The following is a 19,392-nucleotide window of genomic DNA, read 5'->3' as shown; positions in this document are numbered from 1 at the left end:
ATGTGAGCTTATACTGTTTTTCCATGTTTCACCTCGAAAATGAATCCTGATTGGACAAAGCCGTTCTTTGACCATTATACCGCTTCCTTCCAGTCGTAAAAAGCCCCGAAAATACATACAATACGTCCGTAAAAAGCCGTGAAGGGATCGCTCCTGAAAAATTTATGCTTTTCGCCAGCTCGGAGTTGCGATAAAATACCTCAGGTGATGGACAAGGCAAATCCGATGGCATGGGCCATGAAACAGCCCAGATTCTAACGAGCAGCGGGGGAAATATGGAATCAAGCGAACTGAACAAACAAGCATGGAATGGCGGAGCTTACCAAGCGTGGGAGAAACGTTTTGGCACGCCGGAGCAGGCTGCGGAACGAATCAAGCGCAATCCGGTGAAAAGCATACAGCATGTATACAAGTATTTTGACGAACAGGTAGAAGGCAAAAGGGTTATGAATCTGATGGGCTCGAACGGCGTAAAAGGCGTCGCTTTCGCTCTGCTCGGAGCCGAGGTCACAGTTGCGGATTTCTCCAGGGAAAATCAGCAGTATGCGGAGGAGTTGGCCCGTGCGGCCGGCGTCGAGCTCAGATATGTATTGTCCGATGTCCTGCATCTGCCGGAAGAGGAATTCGAGCACCCGTATGACGCGGTTTTCATGGAAAACGGCATATTGCATTACTTTAAGGATTTGAAGCCTCTGCTGGACAGTGCGGCCCGATTGCTGAAGCCCGGGGGACGGCTGGTCATACAGGATTTCCATCCGGTTTCCACCAAGCTGATCACCTCGACGGGAACAACCGCGAAGATCCGCAAGCATAAGGTGACGGGGGATTATTTCAGCACGGCTCTTACGGCAAGCGACGTCTCCTTTCAAAAGTATTTGGAAGGCGAGGAGAGCAGCGGCCCGAATACCGTCTATCTGCGGAAATGGACGCTGGGGGAAATCGTTACGGCGGTGGCGGATTCAGGTCTCTTCATCAAGAAGCTGGAAGAAACGCCGAATCTTTCGTCGGATGTATTCGACAAGGGCATTCCGAAGACATTTACCATCGTGGCTGAAAAAATAAATATATCGTGAAAAAAAGGCGGTGCCGGCTGTATAAGCCGGCGCCGCCTTTTTTGTTTAAGATACATCTTTTCTTTATACGACCTGTTCGATCAGGGAAGGGGAGCTGAGGTCGATCTGGTAGCCTTTCACGAGCGTCTCGCCGTTATACGTATCGGTCGCGTAAGCGCGCTGAAAGCCGAGGCGCTCGTACAGCTGCACTGCCGACGCCATCATGTCCGACGTATGCAGATTGAGGGTTGTTGCTCCCAGATGAACGGCACGCCGCGCGGCTTCGCGAATCAAGAGCGTGGCAATGCCGCGTCCGCGGGCGGCTGGAGATACGGCGAGCAGGCGGATAATGGGGGATTGGATGCCCATTTCCGGTTTACCGTAAGCGGCCTCGGAGGAGAGGAACAGCTGAACGCTGCCAACGATCTCTCCGTTGATCTCGGCAACCAAACGGGCATGAGGACCGCTGCCGTAGGCGGAGTTTCGGATCGAATCCCGGTATTCCACCCAGCGTGCTTCCGGAAGATCCAACGCATACTGCTGGTAGGCTTCCAGCATGAGCTGCGCTATGTTTTCCTGCTCCCATTCCTGTGCGTCGCGGATTATCACTTCATGTGCTGTGGTCATCACGGTCACTCCTTTTTCATAATGGATAAATCACAGTATAACTCTAAATACATAGTAATCATATAGGAATTAACAAATATTGATATTCATATCAAAAATTTCAATGGGAAACGATGAAAACCCGCTTTCAAAAAAGCATTGACAATAAAATTCCAACTGTATAAATTGAATGAAACACATCGCAATCATTAAACCGTCTAATTTCATCAGAATAGTAGTTAATAAGCCCTTGGAGGTGCAAGGCCATGAATATCGAGAATATCGAAGCCTTCGTGTACATCAATCATTATGGAAGCTTCAACAAAGCGGCGGATGTGCTTTTCCTGTCCCAGCCCACGGTGACTGCGCGCATCCAGTCGCTGGAGAGGGAGCTGGACTGCCGGTTGTTCGACCGTTTCGGCAAGCAGATCCATCTGACGGAGAAGGGCAAGCAGTTCCTCCCCTACGCCCAGCAAATTCTTCAGACGTACCAAAAAGGCAAGCACCATCTTCATTCCAAGCGGGCGACGCTCGGGGAATTGCGAATCGGCTGCACCGTGTCGGTATCCAATTACTTGATGCCGCATCTCCTTGTTGGCATGAGCGAACGGTTCAAGGATATCAAGTTCAAGATCACGACGGCTCCGACCGACGAGCTCGCCGCCAAGCTGTCCTCGGGGGAGCTGGATCTGGCCTTTGTCCGCAAGCTGATGAATCCCGCCTTCCAGTCGTATCCTTTTTTCGAGGACCCCATCCGCCTCTACGTCTATAAAGACCATCCCCTCGCAGCGGCCGGGCGCGCGTCGATCCGGGACATACGCCATGAAAAGCTGATTTTCTTCGAATGCGGGTCCCTCGATTGGATGCGGATCCACCGCGTATTCGAAAGCCTGGAGCAGCCCCCGAACATTGTGTATCAAGTCGACAATTCGGAGACAGCCAAGAAGCTTGTTCTGCGCCGCGCGGGTATCGGTTTTCTTCCCGGACTCTGCGTGCAGCAGGAGGCGGAGGCGGGCTTGCTCGTCCCCGTGGACGTCACCGAAACGATGGGAATCGCCCTGCAGACGAACCTCATTACCTTGAACGGCGAGCATATGGACATCGCGGAGGCGCTGCTGGACTGCGGCGGATTATTAGTGAATTAAGGATTTGCATAACCGAATAGAAAAACTCTATTAGACGCGTGCAGCAAATCGCGGTAAAGTTATTTTCAACAAATTCATACTAAACAGATAGGAATTATTAAACTTTAAATCAAAGGGGATGAGATCATGCGCAAATCATGGACATTGGCTGCAATACTGCTGCTTACGGGGGTGATTGCCGGATGCGGAGGAGGCAGCGGCAAATCGGCCGCCGAGACGAAAGAGAGCACCGCTAGTGCGGCATCCGGAAACGTGAAAAAAATCGTCGTGGGAACGGGGACCGCTTTTCCGAAAGTATGCTTTATCGACGAGAACGGCAAGCTGACGGGCTTTGACGTAGAGCTGGTGCGCGAGATCGACAAGCGGCTGCCGCAATATGAGTTCGAGCTGCAAACCCAGGAATTCGCGAATCTCCTGCTCAGTCTGGAGACGAAGAAAATAGATTTCGTCGCGCATGAGATGGAAAAAAATCCGGAGCGCGAGCAAAAATACCTGTTCAACAAAGAGCCATACGCCCACTGGAGAAACAAAATCATCGTGGGGAAGGACAATGATTCCATCCACTCGCTGGACGACCTGAAGGGCAAAAAAGTGCTGACCGGCGCAACGAGCGCCGAAGCCCAGATCCTGGAGAACTATAACAAGAAGAACAATAACGCGATTAACATTGTCTATCAAAGCGGAGCGGCCCGGGATTCGGTCAGCCAGATTACGGCCGGACGCGTCGACGCCACGGTTGGAGCCGACTTCTCCCTGCCGCTGATCGACCCGCAGGGCAAGCTGAAAACGACCGGGGACGATCTGTCCGAGGCGGATATCCTGTTCGTGTTCCGCAAGAACGATCCGGAGGAGCAGAAGCTGGCCGACGACATCGACGGGGCGATCAAAGAGCTGAAGGCGGACGGCACGCTGGCCGCGCTTAGCAAACAGTGGCTGGGATCGGACTTCACGTCCGAAAAGTAAGCCTGCCATATGCCGTGAGCCAAGACAGGAAGGAGGACGCTTATGGGGGCGCCGTTTGATTACACGTATATATTCAGCTATTTTCCAAAGCTGCTGTCGACGCTGGGGATCACCTTATTGATCGTGGCGGGTTCTCTTCTCGTGGGAATCCTTGTCGGGTTTCTGATCGCGCTTCCCCGCCTGTACCGCATTCCGGTGCTGAACCAGCTGGCACGGGTATACGTATCCTTTTTCCGCGGAACGCCGATCTTGATTCAGCTGTTCCTGTTCTATTACGGGCTGCCGGAAATGCTGAAGCTGGTGCACATTGATATTTCCAAAGCGCCCGTGCTGGTGTTCGTGATCCTGACATACGGCCTTCACACCGGTGCCTTTATGTCCGAGACGATCAGAGCCTCGGTATCCGCGGTGGACCGGGGACAAGTGGAGGCAGCTTATGCCATGGGCATGAAGGGGACGCAGGCATTCACCCGGATCGTGCTGCCTCAGGCGCTTGCCATCGCGGTTCCGGTATTTTCGAACCTCGTGATCGCGCTGCTGAAGGATACGTCGCTGGCCTTCACGCTGGGCGTGATGGAAATGACGGGCAAGGCGGAAACGCTGGGAGCGCTGACGCAGCATTTCATCGAAGCCTATATCGCGCTTGCGCTGATTTACCTGGCCGTCAGCTTCACGCTCGAGAAGCTGCTGCTCAAGGCGGAGCGGCGTCTGCTGAGACATGAACAGCCGGCTCCGTCCGGTGAGCGGAGGTTCCGGCTGCAGCGCAAACGCGGCTTCCGGCGCCTCGTCGCCGGAATGGATTCGGGCAAGGGAGGAGCGGAAGCATGAAAATCGATCCAGCCTTTATCTGGACGGCTCTCGTCCAGCTGTTATCGGCCATACCGACCACGCTCGTCATTACGGCCGTGTCCGTCACGGCCGGTTTTATCATCGGCCTGATCACGGCGCTGTTGCGAATATATAGGGTTCCGGTACTGGGACCGATTGCAGCGGGATATGTCACCTTCATCCGCGGGACGCCGATGCTTACCCATTTGCTGCTGATATACTTCGGCTTGCCGATGGTGCTCGACGCTTTGGCCGCGCAGTTCGGGTGGGGCTTCAAGTCCTCATCAATCCCGATGATCGGCTTCGCGTTCATTTCCTTCTCGATTACGGCCGGCGCCTACATGTCGGAGGTCATCCGTTCCGGACTGCTCGCCGTGAACCGGGGGCAGCTGGAGGCGGCGTATTCGGTGGGCATGACCACGTCCCAGGCGCTGCGGCGGATCGTGTTTCCCCAAGCGTTGGCGGTCAGCGTGCCGAACCTGTCCAATTCGATCATCGGCATGCTGCATGGCTCCACGCTCGCTTTTACCGTATCCGTTGTGGAGATTAACGCGAAGGCGCAGATCGTGGCGTCGACCAATTGGAAATTCTTTGAGGCTTATTTGGCGGCCGCGGTCATTTTCTGGGGATTGACGCTCTTGATCGAGCGGATCAGCGCCGCCATCGAAAAACGAATCCAAGTCTACAATCGGGGTGGAGTAGCATGATTCAATTGACGAATATCAGCAAATCATTCGGACGCCACCAGGTGCTGAAGCAGATCGATCTGACCGTGCAAAAAGGCGAGGTGGTCGTCATTCTGGGCCCCAGCGGCTCGGGCAAAACGACGCTGCTCCGCTGCGTGAATTATTTGGAGAAGCCCGGCGAAGGGGAGATCGCTATCGGCGATTTCCGCCTGAACTGCAAGCATGCCGGGAAAAAAGACATTCATCAGCTCCGCCAGAAATCGGCGATGGTGTTTCAGCAGTATAACTTGTTCAAGCATAAAACGGCGCTGGAGAACGTGATGGAAGGACTCGTCGTCGTGAAAAAGCTGCCGAAGGAAGAGGCGAAGGCGCGAAGCGTCGCGCTGCTCGAAAAGGTCGGCCTCGGCAGCAAGCTGGACGCCTATCCGAGCCAGCTCTCCGGCGGACAGCAGCAGCGGGTGGGCATCGCCCGGGCGCTGGCGATGGAGCCGGAAGTGATTTTGTTCGACGAACCGACCTCGGCGCTGGATCCGGAGCTGGTCGGCGAGGTGCTCGCCGTGATCCGGAACATCGCGAAGGAAGGCATTACGATGATCGTGGTCACGCATGAGATGGGATTCGCGAGGGATGTTGCAAGCCGCGTGGTCTTCATGGATGACGGCGTCATCGTGGAAGAGGGCACGCCGGCGGAGCTGTTCCAGAACCCGCGGGAAGAGCGGACCCGGCAGTTCCTGAAGCGGATTACCCCGGAATACAACTACAGCATTTAGGAGGGAATGGCATGAGTATAACAATCAGCGTTCTGGACCAGAGTCCAATCTACCCCGGGGAAACGGCCGCAGAGGCTTTGGCGCATACCGTGCAGCTGGCGCAAGCCTCGGAGGAGCTCGGATTCCGGCGCTTCTGGGTATCGGAGCATCATGATTCCGAGCAGCTGGCAGGCTCTTCGCCGGAGGTGCTAATCTCCTACCTGCTGGCCAAAACGAAGACGATCCGGATCGGATCGGGCGGCGTGATGCTCCAGCATTACAGCCCGTACAAAGTGGCGGAGAACTTCAACGTGCTGGCGTCGCTTGCGCCGGGACGCGTCGATCTCGGCATCGGCCGCGCGCCGGGCGGGCTGCCCCGCAGCACGCAGGCGCTGCAGCGCGGAAATTCGGATCCGGCCTCGCTGACGGACAAAATCGCCGAGCTGGACGGCTACGTGCACGACCGTTTGGCGCAGGACCATCCTCTGATCGGGCTGAAGGCCGCCCCGCTGCCGGAAACGCCGCCGGAAATCCACGTGCTGGGGGCCAGCGCCGGCAGCGCGATCCTTGCGGCGGAGCTGGGTCTGCCTTACGTGTTCTCCCTGTTCATCAACGGTGACGAGGCGGCGGCGCTGGAGGCGATCCGCAGCTATCGCAGCCACTTCAACGCCGAGCGCGGAGGGCAGCCGCAGGCGATCATCGCGCTGGCGCTAGCTGTGGCGGACACGGACGAGGAAGCGGAGGGTCTTCTCCAGCCGCAAAAGCTGGTGAAGATTCACCTCGTGAGCGGCAAGACGCTCACGCTCGGTACACGCGAGCAGGCCGAGGAATTCGGCCGCCAGGCAGGGGAGCCTTACACGATCGAGGAGCAGGAGCCTTACGTCACGAAAGGCAGCAAATCGACGGTCCGAGCGAAGCTTGAGGCGCTTTCGCAGGCGGCCGGCGTGGAGGAATTCATAATCACGAGCAACATCGCGCCATTTGAAAAACGGCTGCGTTCGTTCGAGCTGCTGAGCGAGGCGCTGGCCGAAACGGTGGCGGAAGTATAAAGATAGGATGGGTCCAAGAACTTATAAACGATTGAGGAGGATGATGTGATGACTGGCCATCCACTGGAGTCCGTGTCCCACACCGGCTTTGAGAAATTCGTTCAGATCCGCCGCCATTTGCATCAGTATCCTGAGCTTTCGAATGAGGAGTTCGAAACGACAAAGGCCATCCGCGGCTGGCTTGCGGAAGCGGGAATACGCATAGTGGAGGCCGGACTTGCGACCGGTGTAATCGCCGAGGTCGGCGGGGTCCGTCCCGGGCCCGTTATCGCGATCCGCGCCGACATAGACGCGCTGCCGGTACAGGAAGAAACCGGACTATCGTACGCATCCCGCATTCCCGGCAAGATGCATGCCTGCGGGCATGATTTCCATACGGCCTCTCTGCTTGGAGCCGCTTACGCCTTGAAAGAGCGGGAAAGCGAGCTTCAGGGCACGGTCAGGTTCGTATTCCAGCCTGCCGAAGAAAAGGCGAAGGGCGCGAGGCAGGTTCTGGACAGCGGCGTGCTTGACGGGGTGCAGGCAATTTTCGGCCTGCACAACAAGCCTGATCTGCCGGTGGGCACGATCGGCATCAAAAGCGGTCCGCTGATGGCCGCAGCCGACGGCTTCGTCGTCGAAGTGGACGGCAAAGGCTCCCATGCGGCCGTTCCGGAGGCCGGTCTCGACCCGATCGTCACCGCGGCCCACATCATTACGGCGCTGCAGTCGATCGTCAGCCGGAACGTGAGCGCGCTGCAAAGCGCGGTCATCAGCGTGACCCAGCTCCACAGCGGCACGGCGTGGAACGTCATCCCCGAGAAGGCCGTGCTGGAAGGGACGATCCGCACGTTCGACGAGCAGGTACGGGCGCAGGTGTTGGAGCGCTTCAGCCAGGTGGTCGACGGTGTTACGTCGGCGCTCGGTACGAGCGGCGGCGTGCGCTGGATCGAGGGTCCGCCTCCGGTAATCAATGACGAGGCGCTTGCGCAGCTTGGTCTGGAAGCGGCCGCGGCAGCCGGACTTGAGGCGGTGGTGCCCGTCCCATCCCCGGCGGGAGAGGATTTTGCCGTGTACCAGCGGGAAATTCCCGGTCTCTTCGTCTTTATGGGGACGGCGGGCACCCAGGAATGGCATCATCCGGCCTTTACGCTGGACGAAGCGGCCATTCCGGCCAGTATCCGCTTTTGGACGGAGCTGGCGGACATCGCCTTGAAGCAGCTGGCTTCCGGCGGAGGTGAGCAGCCATAGCATCGATCCAGAGCTATGACGTCATCATTGTCGGAGCGGGCTCCATGGGCATGAGCGCCGGCTGCCAGCTGGCCTGGCAGGGGATGCGCACACTGTTGATCGATGCCTTCGATCCGCCGCACGGGGAAGGGAGCCATCATGGCGAGCCGCGGCTGATCCGGCATGCCTACAGCGGGCATCCGACGTATACGGACATGGCGGTCCGGGCCCATGAGCTGTGGAACGAGCTGGAGCAGCAGGCGGAAGAGCAGCTGCTGGTCCAATCCGGGGTCCTGAATATCGCCGATCCCGCGCTCCATTCCTTTACGGATCGGATCGAAGAAGCCGCAAGGCACGGCGTGCATGCGGAGAAGCTGGACGCGGCCGAGATCGGCAAACGCTGGAAAGGCCTCCGGCTCCCTGAACACTTCGAAGCCATGTATGAGCCCGCGGCGGGGTATCTGCAGAGCGAAGCCTGCGTCCACGCATACAAAAGGCTGGCGCTGGCCTATGGCGCCGAGCTGCTGACGCACACCGCCGTATGCGGCATTACCGCCCTTAGAAACAGCGTCGTCGTTCATACCCGAAAAGGCAAATACCATAGCGCTAGGCTGATCCTGACGGCGGGCGCCTGGTTCGGCACGCTGTCGCCGTTCATCACGCTTCCGGTAAGAGCCGTCCGCAAGACGGTCGGATGGTTCGAGACCGGTTCCGCCGAATTCCGGGCAGGCCGCTTTCCCGGGTTTACGCTGCATGACGGGATAGGCGCCTATTACGGCTTCCCGGACATCGGCGGGGCAGGGCTCAAAATCGGCCGCCATGATACCGGGCAGGATTGGAAGCCTGGGGAGCCCTTTCTGCCGTTCGGCAGCCTGCCAGAGGACGAGGCGGGCCTGCGCGAGGCGCTCGGCCGCTACATGCCGGATGCCTGCGGCCGCCTGCTTCAAGGTAAAGCCTGCAAATACGAGCTCACGCCGGATGAGGATTTCATTATCGACCGGCATCCCCATTATCCGCATATCGTCGTGGCCGGAGGATTTTCGGGCCATGGCTTCAAATTCGCGAGCGTCATTGGCGAAATCTGCACGAGGCTGGTCATGGACGAACCGCCGGGGCAGGATATCCGGCCGTTCGCGCTCAGCCGCTTCGCATCGCAGGCTGCGCCTGCGCCAAGCTTCGCACAAGGAGGAGATTGAATGAGCGAGATCGATTTGGAAGCCTTTGTGAATACACACGGCCAGCTGCTGCTGGCGGTACAGGGACTTAGCGACAAACAGGTCAAATGGAAACCGTCCCCGATCGCCTGGAGCGTTCAGGAAGTGATCTCCCATCTGGCGGACCACAGCATCGTCGTGTCGTTCCGTATTCGCGATATCCTGGCCGGGACCTCGGCTCAGCTTCCCGCCTTTCAGCAGGATGCATGGGTCAGCGGCCAGCGCTCGAACGAGGGCAGGATATCCGATATTCTCGATGCCTTCCATGCCATTCTGGAATACAACAGCCTGCTCATCGGCCGGTTGAGCGAGGAAGAGCTCGATAAAACCGGCGTGAATTTCAAGGGTGAGACGGTCAGCGTCAGAAGCATCGTTCAAGGGTTTATCCGGCATGTACACCACCATCTCGGACAAATCGAACGGGTGAAGCAGTCGGCCGCACTGGCGTTGAAAGAGGCTTAAGGAGCACGGGCGCTCCAGCTTATATTACGGACAAATCCGCTTGAGGAGGATGAAAACATGGCAAAGCAAAAACGGTTGAAGCTGGGAGCTCTTCTGCACGGCGTCGGAGGCGGAACGTCTCTTTGGCGGCATCCGGATACGGATCCGGGCGCGAGCGTCAATTTCGAGCTGTACAAAAGCTGGGTCCGCAAGGCGGAGGAAGGCAAGCTGGACCTGATCTTCATCGCGGACGGCTTATATATCAACGAAAAGTCGATTCCGCATTTCCTGAACCGCTTCGAGCCGATCACCATCCTGAGCGCGCTTGCCGCCGTCAGCCAAAACATCGGCCTTGTCGGCACGCTGTCGACTTCGTACAGCGAGCCGTTCACGGTGGCCCGCCAGTTCGGATCGCTCGACGTCATCAGCGGGGGCCGCGCCGGCTGGAACGTTGTGACGTCTCCGCTGGAGGGCTCCGCGCTCAATTACGGCAAAAAGGAGCATCCGGATCACGATAAGCGCTACCGGATCGCGACGGAGTATCTGGAAGTCACGCGCGGCTTGTGGGATTCATGGGAGGACGACGCGTTCGTAAGGAACAAGGAGACGGGCGTTTTCTTCGACCGGGACAAAATGCATGCGTTGAACCATGAAGGCGAGTTCTTCTCGGTCAAGGGGCCGCTGAACATCGCCCGTTCCAAACAAGGCGGACCGGTCATCTTCCAGGCCGGGGCGTCCGAGGTAGGCAAAAATTACGCGGCCAAGGAAGCAGACGCCATCTTTGCGGGGGCAGAGAATCTGGAGGAAGCGCTGAAATTTGCGCAGGACGTCAAGGCCCGCGCCGCGGGCTTCGGCCGAAATCCGGACGATGTTCTGATCTTCCCGGGCATCAGTCCGATCATCGGACGCACGGCGGAGGAGGCGGAGCGCAAGTACCAGGAGGTCGCGAGCCTCGTGACGATCGAGAACGCGCTCAATTACCTGGGAAGGTTCTTCGAGCATCATGACTTTTCGCAATACCCGCTGGATGAGCCGTTTCCGGAGCTGGGGGACTTGGGCAAAAACAGCTTTCAAAGCGGCACGGATAAAATCAAACGGGATGCCAAGGAAAAAGGGCTTACGCTCAGACAGGTGGCGCTCCAATCCGCGACACCGCGCGGAAATTTCATCGGAACGGCGGAGCAGGTGGCGGACCGCGTCCAGGAATGGTTCGAGGCCGGCGCTGCCGACGGATTCATGATTACGGCCGCCGTTCCGCACGGGCTTGAGGAGTTCGTGGACCAAGTCGTGCCGATCCTGCAGGAGCGCGGATTGTTCCGAACCGAATACGAAAGCGATACGCTCCGGGGCAATTTGGGTCTGCAAGTACCGGAGAACCGGTATGCAAAAGCCAAAGCGGAAGCCGTGCGCTCCTGACCGGTCCGGAGATGAGCACGATCGATTTCGCAGATGATATGCTGGCGTATGCCGGAACCCTGAAGGATGAGCTGATCGCCATCCGGCGCGATCTGCATCGGCATCCGGAGCTGCTTTACGGCGTATCCCGCACGGCAGGTGTGGTAGCTGATTTGCTTGAAACCTGGGGCATCGACGTCGAGCGGAGCGTCGGCCCCCATTTCGGAAAAGGCGTGACCGGAACACTGCGCGGCGAAGCGGGCGCCGGACCGACGATTCTGCTTCGCGCCGATATGGACGCCCTTCCGATCCGGGAAGAGAACGACGTCCCTTACCGGTCGCTGCACGAGGGCGTCATGCATGCTTGCGGGCATGACGCGCATACCGCGATGCTGCTCGGAGCCGCCAGGACATTGGCGCGATTTCGCGGACGCATCCGCGGCACGGTCCGCTTCGTATTCCAGCCGGCGGAGGAAGGCGCAGCCCCAAGCCCGCTTGACGGCCGCCTTCTCTCGGGCGGACGCGACATGATCGATGCGGGCGTTCTGGAAGGCGTTGACCGCTGCTTCGCGCTGCATGTGATGCCCGAGCTTCCGGCAGGAATGCTCGGCATCCATGAGCATGAAGCCATGGCGGCATCCAGCCATTTCAAAATCCGGTTCGCCGGGACGCCCGGGCATCACAGCGCACCGCACCGCGCGGTAGATGCCCTTCAAATGGCGGCGAAATTCGTCGTCGAAGCGAATGGCCTGATGGCCAACCGGGTGGATCCGGCCGAGGCGGCCGTACTGGCTTTCGGCACGCTGCAGGCGGGCGCCGCCATCAACGTCATTGCTGCGCACAGCGAACTGACGGGCACGTTCAGGGCATTCGCCAAAGAGACGGTGGACGCCATAACGGACGGCTTGCGGCGGATGGCCGCGTCCATCGCGGACGCAGCCGGGGGCAGCTTCGAGATGGAGCTGCGCGAAGGCATGGCCGTCAGGAACGATGCGGCGGCCGTCTCCCGCGTCATCGCCGCGGCTTCGGAGATCCTGGGCGAGCAGCAGGTTGTGAAGCTGTCCTCGCCAAGCCTGGCGGGAGAGGATTTCGGTTGGTATTTGGATCAGGTTCCGGGCGCGTTTGCCTTTATCGGCTGCGGCAATGCCGCCAAGGGAATCACGCACGCCATCCACCAGCCACGATTCGATCTGGATGAGAGCATTCTCGTGCAAGGCGCACGTATTCTGGCGAAATTAGCCGTTCAACCCTAAGGAGGATGAAGATGACAAAAATCGCATTGATTGCAGGGAGTCCTGCGAATGGATCACGGTTATTCGGTTTGGTCCAATATGCTACGGACCGGCTGGCGCTGGCGGGTTATGATGTCGACTTGGTCTCGGCGGCCGATCTTCCGGCCGAGGATTTGCTCCGCGCGGACTTCGGCAGCCCCGCTATTCAGCAGGCACTGGCCTCCGTGGAGCAGGCGGACGCCGTCATTATCGCCAGTCCCGTGTTTAAGGCCTCTTATTCGGGTGCGCTGAAGACGATTCTGGACCTTGTGCCGCAAAAAGGCTTCCAGGGCAAAGTGATTCTGCCGCTCTTCATCGGCGGCACGATCGCTCATTTGCTGGCTGTTGATTATGCGCTGAAGCCCGTCGTGTCTGCGCTTGGGGGTACGAACATCCTTGGAGGCGTGTTTGCAGTGGACGGCTGGATCACCCGTACGGAGCATGGGGGATATGACTTGAGCGAGCAGCTTGCAGAGCGGCTGGATGCCTCCATTGCTGAGCTGATCCAAGAGCTTGATCATTATGCCGCCGCATCCGGTCGAAGCAGGCAGGAGCAAGCGGTTTGAAAGAAGCCCGGCTGCCTGCCTTGAGGCTGCATTCGGTTGATCCGGCTTACTCGAGCAAAGACAAAAACCACGATCGCACCCGGTCGCGGTTTTTTGTGCTGTCCGGTGGTGAGAAGCAGCGGCGAAACGGCGGAAATGGAGGCAACCGATAGAGTTTGACGAAGCGGAAATAGAAGTTCTTGATATGGTCTTGTGGAGGAGCGAACGTTGATGATAGAGTAAGCACAATATAATTCCGACTATACACATTGGAAATATAAAAGTTGGGGAGCTGGAACGTCGGATACATACCCAAATTCAAGCAAAGGTGGAGTGGAACATGAGGAACAAAAGAAAGATAAGATTGGGAGCATCCATCCACGGGGTGGGGAGCAGCCATACCGCGTGGCAGCATCCGAACATTCAGTCGGACGCAAGCGTCAGCCTTGATTTTTATACCCGTCAGGCGCAAAAGGCGGAGGAGGGCAAGTTCGATTTCGTCTTCGTCGCCGACGGCCTGTACATCAATGATAAATCGATACCGCATTTCTTGAACCGGTTTGAGCCTGTCACCATCTTGTCGGCACTCGGTGCCGTAACCTCGCGCATCGGCCTTGTCGGCACGCTCTCGACTTCCTACAGCGAACCGTTCACCGTGGCGAGGCAGTTCGCCTCCATCGATCATATCAGCGGCGGACGGGCGGGATGGAATGTCGTCACCTCCCCGCTCGAAGGAACGGCGCTGAACTTCGGAGGAAAGCCGCATCCCGCTCACTCCGAAAGGTACCGCATCGCCGAGGAGTACCTGGAGGTTGCCAAGGGACTGTGGGACTCCTGGGAGGATGGCGCGTTTATCCGTGACAAGGAGAGCGGGACGTTCTTTGATCCCTCCAAGCTTCACCGCCTGAATCATGAGGGTGAATATTTTTCCGTGCAGGGGCCGCTGAACATTGCGAGATCTCGCCAGGGGCAGCCTGTCATATTCCAAGCGGGATCGTCGGACAGCGGGCGCAACCTGGCGGCCAAAACCGCCGACGCGGTCTTTACGGGACCGGATTCCATCGAGGAGGCCAAGGCTTTCTACAAGGACGTGAAGCAGCGTGCGGCCGCGGCGGGCCGTTTGCCGGAGGAAATATTAATCCTGCCGGGTATCGGCCCGATCGTCGGCGAAACGCCGGAGGATGCGGAGCGCAAATACCAAGAAATCGCCGAGCTGGTCACTCCCGATAAGGCGCTGGAGTACCTCGGCAGATATTTTGAACATCATGATTTTTCGCAGTATCCGCTCGATGAGCCTTTTCCCGATCTCGGCGATTTCGGCTCCAACAGCTTCCGCAGCACAACGGACCGGATTAAAAAGCAGGCTAAGGAGCAGGAGCTGACGCTGCGGCAGGTAGCCCTGCGGGAAGCGACGCCGAGAACGAGCTTCATCGGCACGGCGGAGCAGGTGGCGGATGTTGTGCAGCAATGGTTCGAAGAGGAAGCGGCCGACGGGTTTATCGTCGGGGCCGGCGTGCCGGGAGGACTGGAGGATTTCGTGGATTTGGTCGTGCCTATACTCCGCGAGCGCGGTTTGTTCCGGGAGGAGTATGAAGCTGACACGCTGCGCGGGAACCTGGGGATTCCGGTTCCAGCTAACCGCTATGCGAAGCAGGCTTAACAAGGATAATGCTAAAGACACCTGGGGGGACGCTCTGCCCTCAACGTAAGCATCACATCCGATTCGGATTTAAGGAGGCTCTTGAACATGAAGGTCGCATTATTCAGTTTGATGATGAATATCCCCAATGCCGTTACCGGCGAATCCTTGACGGCGCAGCAAAAATTCCGGAACGTCATCCGCCAGGCCGTCCTGGCGGAGAAGCTGGGCTTTGACGCTTACGGCGTTGGAGAGCGACACGGCGCGCCGTTTCTATCCTCTTCGCCGCCGGTCGTATTGACGGCCATCGCCGCCCAAACGTCGCGCATCCGCCTGCTGACCACGGTCACGGTACTGAGCGTGCTTGATCCGGTGCGCGTCGCCGAGGACTATGCCACGCTGGACCACCTCGCCGGAGGGCGGCTGGAAATGATCATCGGGAAAGGCAATGACCCTCGGCATTATCCGCTATTCGGCATTACGGAGGAGCAGCAGTGGGAATCGATGGCAGAGCGCTACCGGCTGCTGAAAAGGCTGTGGACGGAGGAGAACGTAACCTGGGAAGGCCGGTACCGTCCACCGCTGGATCAAGTGACGACGTACCCGCGGCCGTATCAGAAATCGATCCCGGTGTGGCACGGCAGCGCGTCCAGCACGCTTTCGACGGAGCTGGCCGCACAGTTCGGCGAGCCCATTTTCTCCTCGAATTCCTTCCATCCGCAGGCCAAATACAAAGCGCTCATCGATCACTACCGCGAGCGGCTTGCCTATTACGGGCATGATCCGGCGCGCGCTGTCGTCGGGGCAGGCTCGGGCAGCCTATACCTCGGCAAGACGACCGAGGAGGCGATCCGCCGCTATCGGCCGTACTATACCGCGTTCAGCGCGACGGAATCCTCGAAGCATAACCAGTCGCCGTTCGTCAGCCTGGAGGACATGGTCGACAACGGTCCGGCTCTTATCGGCAGTCCGGAGAAGGTGATCGAGAAGATTTTAAATTATCATGAAGCATTCGGACATCAGGTACTGAGCATCAGCGTCGACGGACTGACCGAATCGGAGCAGGAGGAGCAGCTGCAGCACTTCGCCGAAGAGGTGCTGCCCGTACTTAAGCGGGAGATTCCCAGCACGGTATGGGAACAGCCGCCTGTTTGTGACGAAGCGGAAACGGTTGTTCAATTCTAACGGCAACGATAGATTGGGAGAAAAACGAAAGTCATAACCTCCATATCGGCTAGCGCCATAATGCCCGCCAAGGCATGAAGCGATGCCGAGGGGAGGTTTTTTAGTTTTTTTGTCATGGAAACGGCCAACAGCGGCTCTATGACTCTTGAGGCCATTAAGTTACAATAAATAGTAATAAAAGAATAATATTCTTCCGATGACAGGGGCAGGGTTATGGCGAAAATGATGTGGTCCTTCATCTTAGCTGCCGCATTAGCGGCATGCTTTTACATATTCTGGGTTGATGGTACGTACAGAACACCGGTTCAAGCGATTGAACAGGCACGAAATCTGGATGAGCCAATCGACGTTATCCGAGAACAACAAACGGACGAAGGGGAGGTCATTTTTTATCTCCGTTACATTCATCCCAAAGATCCGAAGCCTGTTGTTTCCGCAGATTACGTGAAAAAGGATTTTATCGGGTGGAAATGGGTCACGGGCGGCGGACATACGCTGACGGAAACCGTGGAAGGGATGGATGAGCAGGAGAGGCTGGATGCGGCATGGTCCGTGCAGCGGATTCCGGGAGAGCGCGGGACCCCTTTTCCGGTGTTTTTCGGGGCTGTCCTGAATCCGGAGATAGCTGCAGTTACGATCACGGACGTCAAGACGGGGGACACGAAGCCTGCTGAAATATTCCATGCGGGAGCGGATATGCGGATCTGGTATTGGTTTGAACATGAGCTGTCCGGAGCCGGATACACGCTGCAGGCTATGTCTGCAGATGGAGAGGTGCTGAGCTCCCAGCAGTGGGAGGATAAACCCTATCATGTGGGTTCCAACATGCGAGAGGAAGGACTTAAATGAAGACGGAGATACATCTGAAACATGAGCTGCTGCGTTTGGAGCAGGATCGCGAAGGGAACGAACCTCGCGGCATGCTGCTGAGCGAGCTGGTTCCGGTTATGATGAAATACATAGGAAGTACGGATGCCGAGCTGAGAGACCATTTGATTTACGGTTCGCTATGCCGATGGACAGAGCATGACCGGATTTCGGCGGATATGATGCGAGAGATTGCAGCAGAGGCGCTGGATGATCAGCATCTCTTTTATAAAATAGGAGAGCGCGGGACCGATTCCGTATTTACCCGTACTTTTTCCGCGCTGATCATTCCGGTCGCCCTGTACAAGCATGGCAGACATCCGTTTCTAACGGAAGCCGAAATCAGAGGAATGAAGGAGAAGCTCATCCGGTACCTTGCGCTGGAAAAGGACTTGAGAGGATACGTCGAGGGGAAGGGCTGGGCCCATGCGGCTGCGCACGCGGCAGACGGACTCGAGTCTCTGGCCCGATTAGAGGCGATGAATCGCCAGGACCTTCATGATATGCTGGCTGCCATTCGCGATTGTATCTGCACCGGCAGCTATCTGTATATCAACGACGAGGATGAACGGCTTGTGAATGCTGCGGTATCCTTATGGAAACGCCATCTGATCGATGACGACATGCTGCTGGATTGGGTCCGGAGCATAGCCGATATGCCCCTGAACGGGTCTATGCACGAGAACGAGACGCTGCGGGCGAACACGAAGCATTTTCTGCGCAGCTTGTATTTTGAAATGCTGAAAGAGCAGGATACACGGAAATGTACCCCTTTTATTTTAGAGCAGCTGAACCAGCGGAATCGATACTGATGTAGTGAGGAGGGAAAGCGCCGATGACCAAGGCGGATAATATGCTGGCCATTCTGTGGATGCTGAAGCAGGGCAGGAAAATCACGGCTACGGAAATTGCGGAGCGTCTGGAAATTCACGTGCGTACGGTGTACCGGCATATCGACGCGCTGTGCGCGAGCGGCGTGCCTGTCATATCGGAAGCCGGACATCATGGGGGATTCAGCCTTCTCCAGCCGCTTGCAGAAGATCCTTTGTTTTTTGATGCGGATGAGCAGCGGGCCTTGGTTCATGCAGCTGCCTTGGCCAGGGAGAGCGGCTATCCGTTCGGGGACAAGCTGGAGCAGGCCATCCGTAAACTGAAACGTTTTACCCGCCCTGCGATGCTGGAGAAGCTGCAGGAGTATGAAAGAGGGATGGAAGTGCTGCGCTCCGTAAACGGTTTCTCTGGCGAGGAAATTATGGAGAAGCTGGAGGAGGCGAGCGCGGAGAGGATCACGTTAAGGATCCATTATTGCAAAAACGGCGAACAGCCGGATTCATCTCGCTGCGTCGATCCCTACGGGATCGTTTATTGGCAGGAAAAATGGTACATGGTTGCTTTTTGCCATACTCGCAGCGGGATCCGAAGCTTTCGGGTGGACCGCATTCAATCCGCTGAGGCGACGGGGGAGTATTTTGAACGCCCGGACTCTTTTTCAACCAAAGCGTTTTTTCTGAATGGGCTCAAGGATACTGCCGTTGAAAATCCGAATCCGGTTACGCTTCGCATCCAGGCCGAAAGCTGGGCATTGGAAGAGCTGTGCAATCATTGGTACATGCAGACACTGCTTATCCGGAAATTAACGCAAGAAGCCGTTTTCGAAGTGGAGCATGAAGCCTTGTATACCTTTGTTGCAAAGCTCCTCCTGTCTTATGGACAGTCACTCCGCATTCATGAACCGGCAGGTCTTAACGAGCATCTTGCCGTTATGGCTTCGGAGCTGGCCGATTATTTCCGCCAAGGTTCGAGTTCATAAATTCATGAAGAACCGTACGGAGTTCATCGGGCCGGCTCAGCATGGGCAAATGCCCGGAATCCAGCAAGGCGGTATGGTCGGCACGGAGATTGCGGATCATCCGGTCCTGGAGCGTTGGACTGACCTCCTTGTCCTGCTGAAGCTTTACGTACATCGAAGGAAGTTCTGACGGGATGCGGGCGGCCACAGGTTCGCTATAGAGCCGCAGGGACTCCGGAGTAAACCGTCTCACAATATCATCACACTGCTCCGGGGGAAGGTCGCTGCAGAGGCCCTGCCGAATCACGGCTTCGGGCGGACGGGTTCCGAACACGCGCATCATCATCCCCATCAGGATCCGCCGCGCAGGCGGGAACACGGACATAAAGGATTCCCCCTCTGCGGGAATGACTGCTCCTACCGCCACGAAACCGGCGAGCTGAGCCTTGTGCTTCGAAGCGATCCTCAGGGCGGGCACGCCGCCGATGGAGTGGGCGACCAGGAAGAAGCGCTTGACTTCCCATCCATTGATTTGTGCTGATAAATGTTCGGTATAATCCTCCAGGGAGAGCTGCTTTCTTGATGCTGATTTCTCCTGACGATGGGGAAAGTCGATTAACAGGCAGGGGGCTTCCAATTGAATCGCTACCCGTTTCCAAATGGTACTGTCCAAGCCGGCTCCGTGAATGAATACAAAACCGGTTTGTTCTTGCGCTTGTGATGTTTTCATTGTCGATTAGTCCTCCCTAATAGGCTGTG

The 19,392-nt window shown here is 57.4% G+C and carries 21 protein-coding genes; 19 read left to right on the top strand and 2 right to left on the bottom strand.

All coding sequences use genetic code 11. From position 1 onward, the window contains the following. The first annotated feature begins 275 nt into the window (after positions 1–275). The gene (locus tag PCH05_RS16960) at positions 276–1,073 is read left to right on the top strand and encodes a class I SAM-dependent methyltransferase (protein WP_127604126.1); all 798 of its coding nucleotides are present in this window, start codon (positions 276–278) and stop codon (positions 1,071–1,073) included. A 63-nt stretch (positions 1,074–1,136) separates the two neighbouring features. Here PCH05_RS16960 and PCH05_RS16955 read toward each other — a convergent pair whose 3' ends face one another. Beyond that, positions 1,137–1,679, bottom strand: a complete 543-nt coding sequence (locus PCH05_RS16955; protein WP_127604046.1) for a GNAT family N-acetyltransferase — start codon at positions 1,677–1,679, stop codon at positions 1,137–1,139. A gap of 245 nt (positions 1,680–1,924) precedes the next feature. Between PCH05_RS16955 and PCH05_RS16950 the strand changes: the two genes are divergently transcribed. From PCH05_RS16950 to PCH05_RS16870, 18 genes are all read left to right on the top strand, one after another. After that, complete coding sequence (locus tag PCH05_RS16950; RefSeq protein ID WP_127604044.1) at positions 1,925–2,803, top strand: LysR family transcriptional regulator; 879 nt, start codon at positions 1,925–1,927, stop codon at positions 2,801–2,803. 126 nt (positions 2,804–2,929) lie between these two features. Then, positions 2,930–3,766, top strand: coding sequence for a transporter substrate-binding domain-containing protein (locus tag PCH05_RS16945; protein ID WP_127604042.1), 837 nt, complete (start codon positions 2,930–2,932; stop codon positions 3,764–3,766). Positions 3,767–3,808: 42 nt separating this feature from the next. Then, positions 3,809–4,594, top strand: coding sequence for an amino acid ABC transporter permease (locus PCH05_RS16940; protein ID WP_127604040.1), 786 nt, complete (start codon positions 3,809–3,811; stop codon positions 4,592–4,594). Then, positions 4,591–5,301 carry an amino acid ABC transporter permease gene (locus tag PCH05_RS16935; RefSeq protein ID WP_127604038.1) on the top strand — a complete coding sequence of 237 codons (711 nt, stop codon included), beginning with the start codon at positions 4,591–4,593 and terminating at the stop codon, positions 5,299–5,301. Before PCH05_RS16940 ends, PCH05_RS16935 begins: the two co-directional genes overlap by 4 nt. Beyond that, positions 5,298–6,050 carry an amino acid ABC transporter ATP-binding protein gene (locus PCH05_RS16930; protein WP_127604036.1) on the top strand — a complete coding sequence of 251 codons (753 nt, stop codon included), beginning with the start codon at positions 5,298–5,300 and terminating at the stop codon, positions 6,048–6,050. Before PCH05_RS16935 ends, PCH05_RS16930 begins: the two co-directional genes overlap by 4 nt. 11 nt (positions 6,051–6,061) lie before the next feature. Further along, positions 6,062–7,078, top strand: a complete 1,017-nt coding sequence (locus tag PCH05_RS16925; protein ID WP_127604034.1) for an LLM class flavin-dependent oxidoreductase — start codon at positions 6,062–6,064, stop codon at positions 7,076–7,078. A 48-nt stretch (positions 7,079–7,126) separates the two neighbouring features. After that, entirely contained in the window at positions 7,127–8,308 is a 1,182-nt protein-coding gene (locus tag PCH05_RS16920) for an amidohydrolase (protein ID WP_127604032.1), read from the top strand. A 5-nt stretch (positions 8,309–8,313) separates the two neighbouring features. After that, positions 8,314–9,483 carry an N-methyl-L-tryptophan oxidase gene (gene solA, locus PCH05_RS16915; protein WP_371860559.1) on the top strand — a complete coding sequence of 390 codons (1,170 nt, stop codon included), beginning with the start codon at positions 8,314–8,316 and terminating at the stop codon, positions 9,481–9,483. Beyond that, positions 9,484–9,963 (top strand): DinB family protein, encoded by a 480-nt coding sequence (locus PCH05_RS16910; RefSeq protein WP_127604028.1) that lies wholly within the window; start codon positions 9,484–9,486, stop codon positions 9,961–9,963. 57 nt (positions 9,964–10,020) lie between these two features. Next, positions 10,021–11,358, top strand: a complete 1,338-nt coding sequence (locus tag PCH05_RS16905; protein ID WP_127604026.1) for an LLM class flavin-dependent oxidoreductase — start codon at positions 10,021–10,023, stop codon at positions 11,356–11,358. 11 nt (positions 11,359–11,369) lie between these two features. After that, positions 11,370–12,590 (top strand): M20 metallopeptidase family protein, encoded by a 1,221-nt coding sequence (locus PCH05_RS16900; protein WP_127604024.1) that lies wholly within the window; start codon positions 11,370–11,372, stop codon positions 12,588–12,590. 11 nt (positions 12,591–12,601) lie between these two features. After that, complete coding sequence (ssuE, locus tag PCH05_RS16895) at positions 12,602–13,174, top strand: NADPH-dependent FMN reductase (RefSeq protein ID WP_127604022.1); 573 nt, start codon at positions 12,602–12,604, stop codon at positions 13,172–13,174. Next, a complete protein-coding gene (locus PCH05_RS27330; RefSeq protein WP_164766684.1) occupies positions 13,171–13,326 on the top strand; it encodes a hypothetical protein in 156 nt (51 codons plus the stop codon). The genes ssuE and PCH05_RS27330 overlap by 4 nt, the downstream gene beginning before the upstream one ends. A 167-nt stretch (positions 13,327–13,493) precedes the next feature. Continuing rightward, positions 13,494–14,813: an LLM class flavin-dependent oxidoreductase gene (locus tag PCH05_RS16890; RefSeq protein WP_127604020.1), complete on the top strand. Its 1,320-nt coding sequence runs from the start codon at positions 13,494–13,496 to the stop codon at positions 14,811–14,813. A gap of 87 nt (positions 14,814–14,900) precedes the next feature. Next, positions 14,901–15,977, top strand: coding sequence for an LLM class flavin-dependent oxidoreductase (locus tag PCH05_RS16885; protein ID WP_127604018.1), 1,077 nt, complete (start codon positions 14,901–14,903; stop codon positions 15,975–15,977). A gap of 213 nt (positions 15,978–16,190) precedes the next feature. Beyond that, positions 16,191–16,826, top strand: a complete 636-nt coding sequence (locus PCH05_RS16880; protein ID WP_127604016.1) for a hypothetical protein — start codon at positions 16,191–16,193, stop codon at positions 16,824–16,826. Next, positions 16,823–17,656: a DUF2785 domain-containing protein gene (locus PCH05_RS16875; RefSeq protein ID WP_127604014.1), complete on the top strand. Its 834-nt coding sequence runs from the start codon at positions 16,823–16,825 to the stop codon at positions 17,654–17,656. Before PCH05_RS16880 ends, PCH05_RS16875 begins: the two co-directional genes overlap by 4 nt. Positions 17,657–17,679: 23 nt before the next feature. Next, positions 17,680–18,654, top strand: a complete 975-nt coding sequence (locus PCH05_RS16870) for a helix-turn-helix transcriptional regulator (RefSeq protein WP_127604012.1) — start codon at positions 17,680–17,682, stop codon at positions 18,652–18,654. On the opposite strand, the gene PCH05_RS16865 is transcribed toward PCH05_RS16870, so the two are convergent. Beyond that, entirely contained in the window at positions 18,605–19,363 is a 759-nt protein-coding gene (locus PCH05_RS16865; RefSeq protein ID WP_127604010.1) for an alpha/beta fold hydrolase, read from the bottom strand. The two genes, PCH05_RS16870 and PCH05_RS16865, sit on opposite strands and share 50 nt — an antisense overlap. Between the last annotated feature and the right edge of the window lie 29 nt (positions 19,364–19,392).

The sequence above is a fragment of the Paenibacillus chibensis genome (genome assembly GCF_004001045.1).
Classification (GTDB): domain Bacteria; phylum Bacillota; class Bacilli; order Paenibacillales; family Paenibacillaceae; genus Paenibacillus_AQ; species Paenibacillus_AQ chibensis.
The sequence above is the reverse complement of the archived record's forward strand: the minus strand, read 5'-3'. Positions and strand labels throughout refer to the sequence as shown.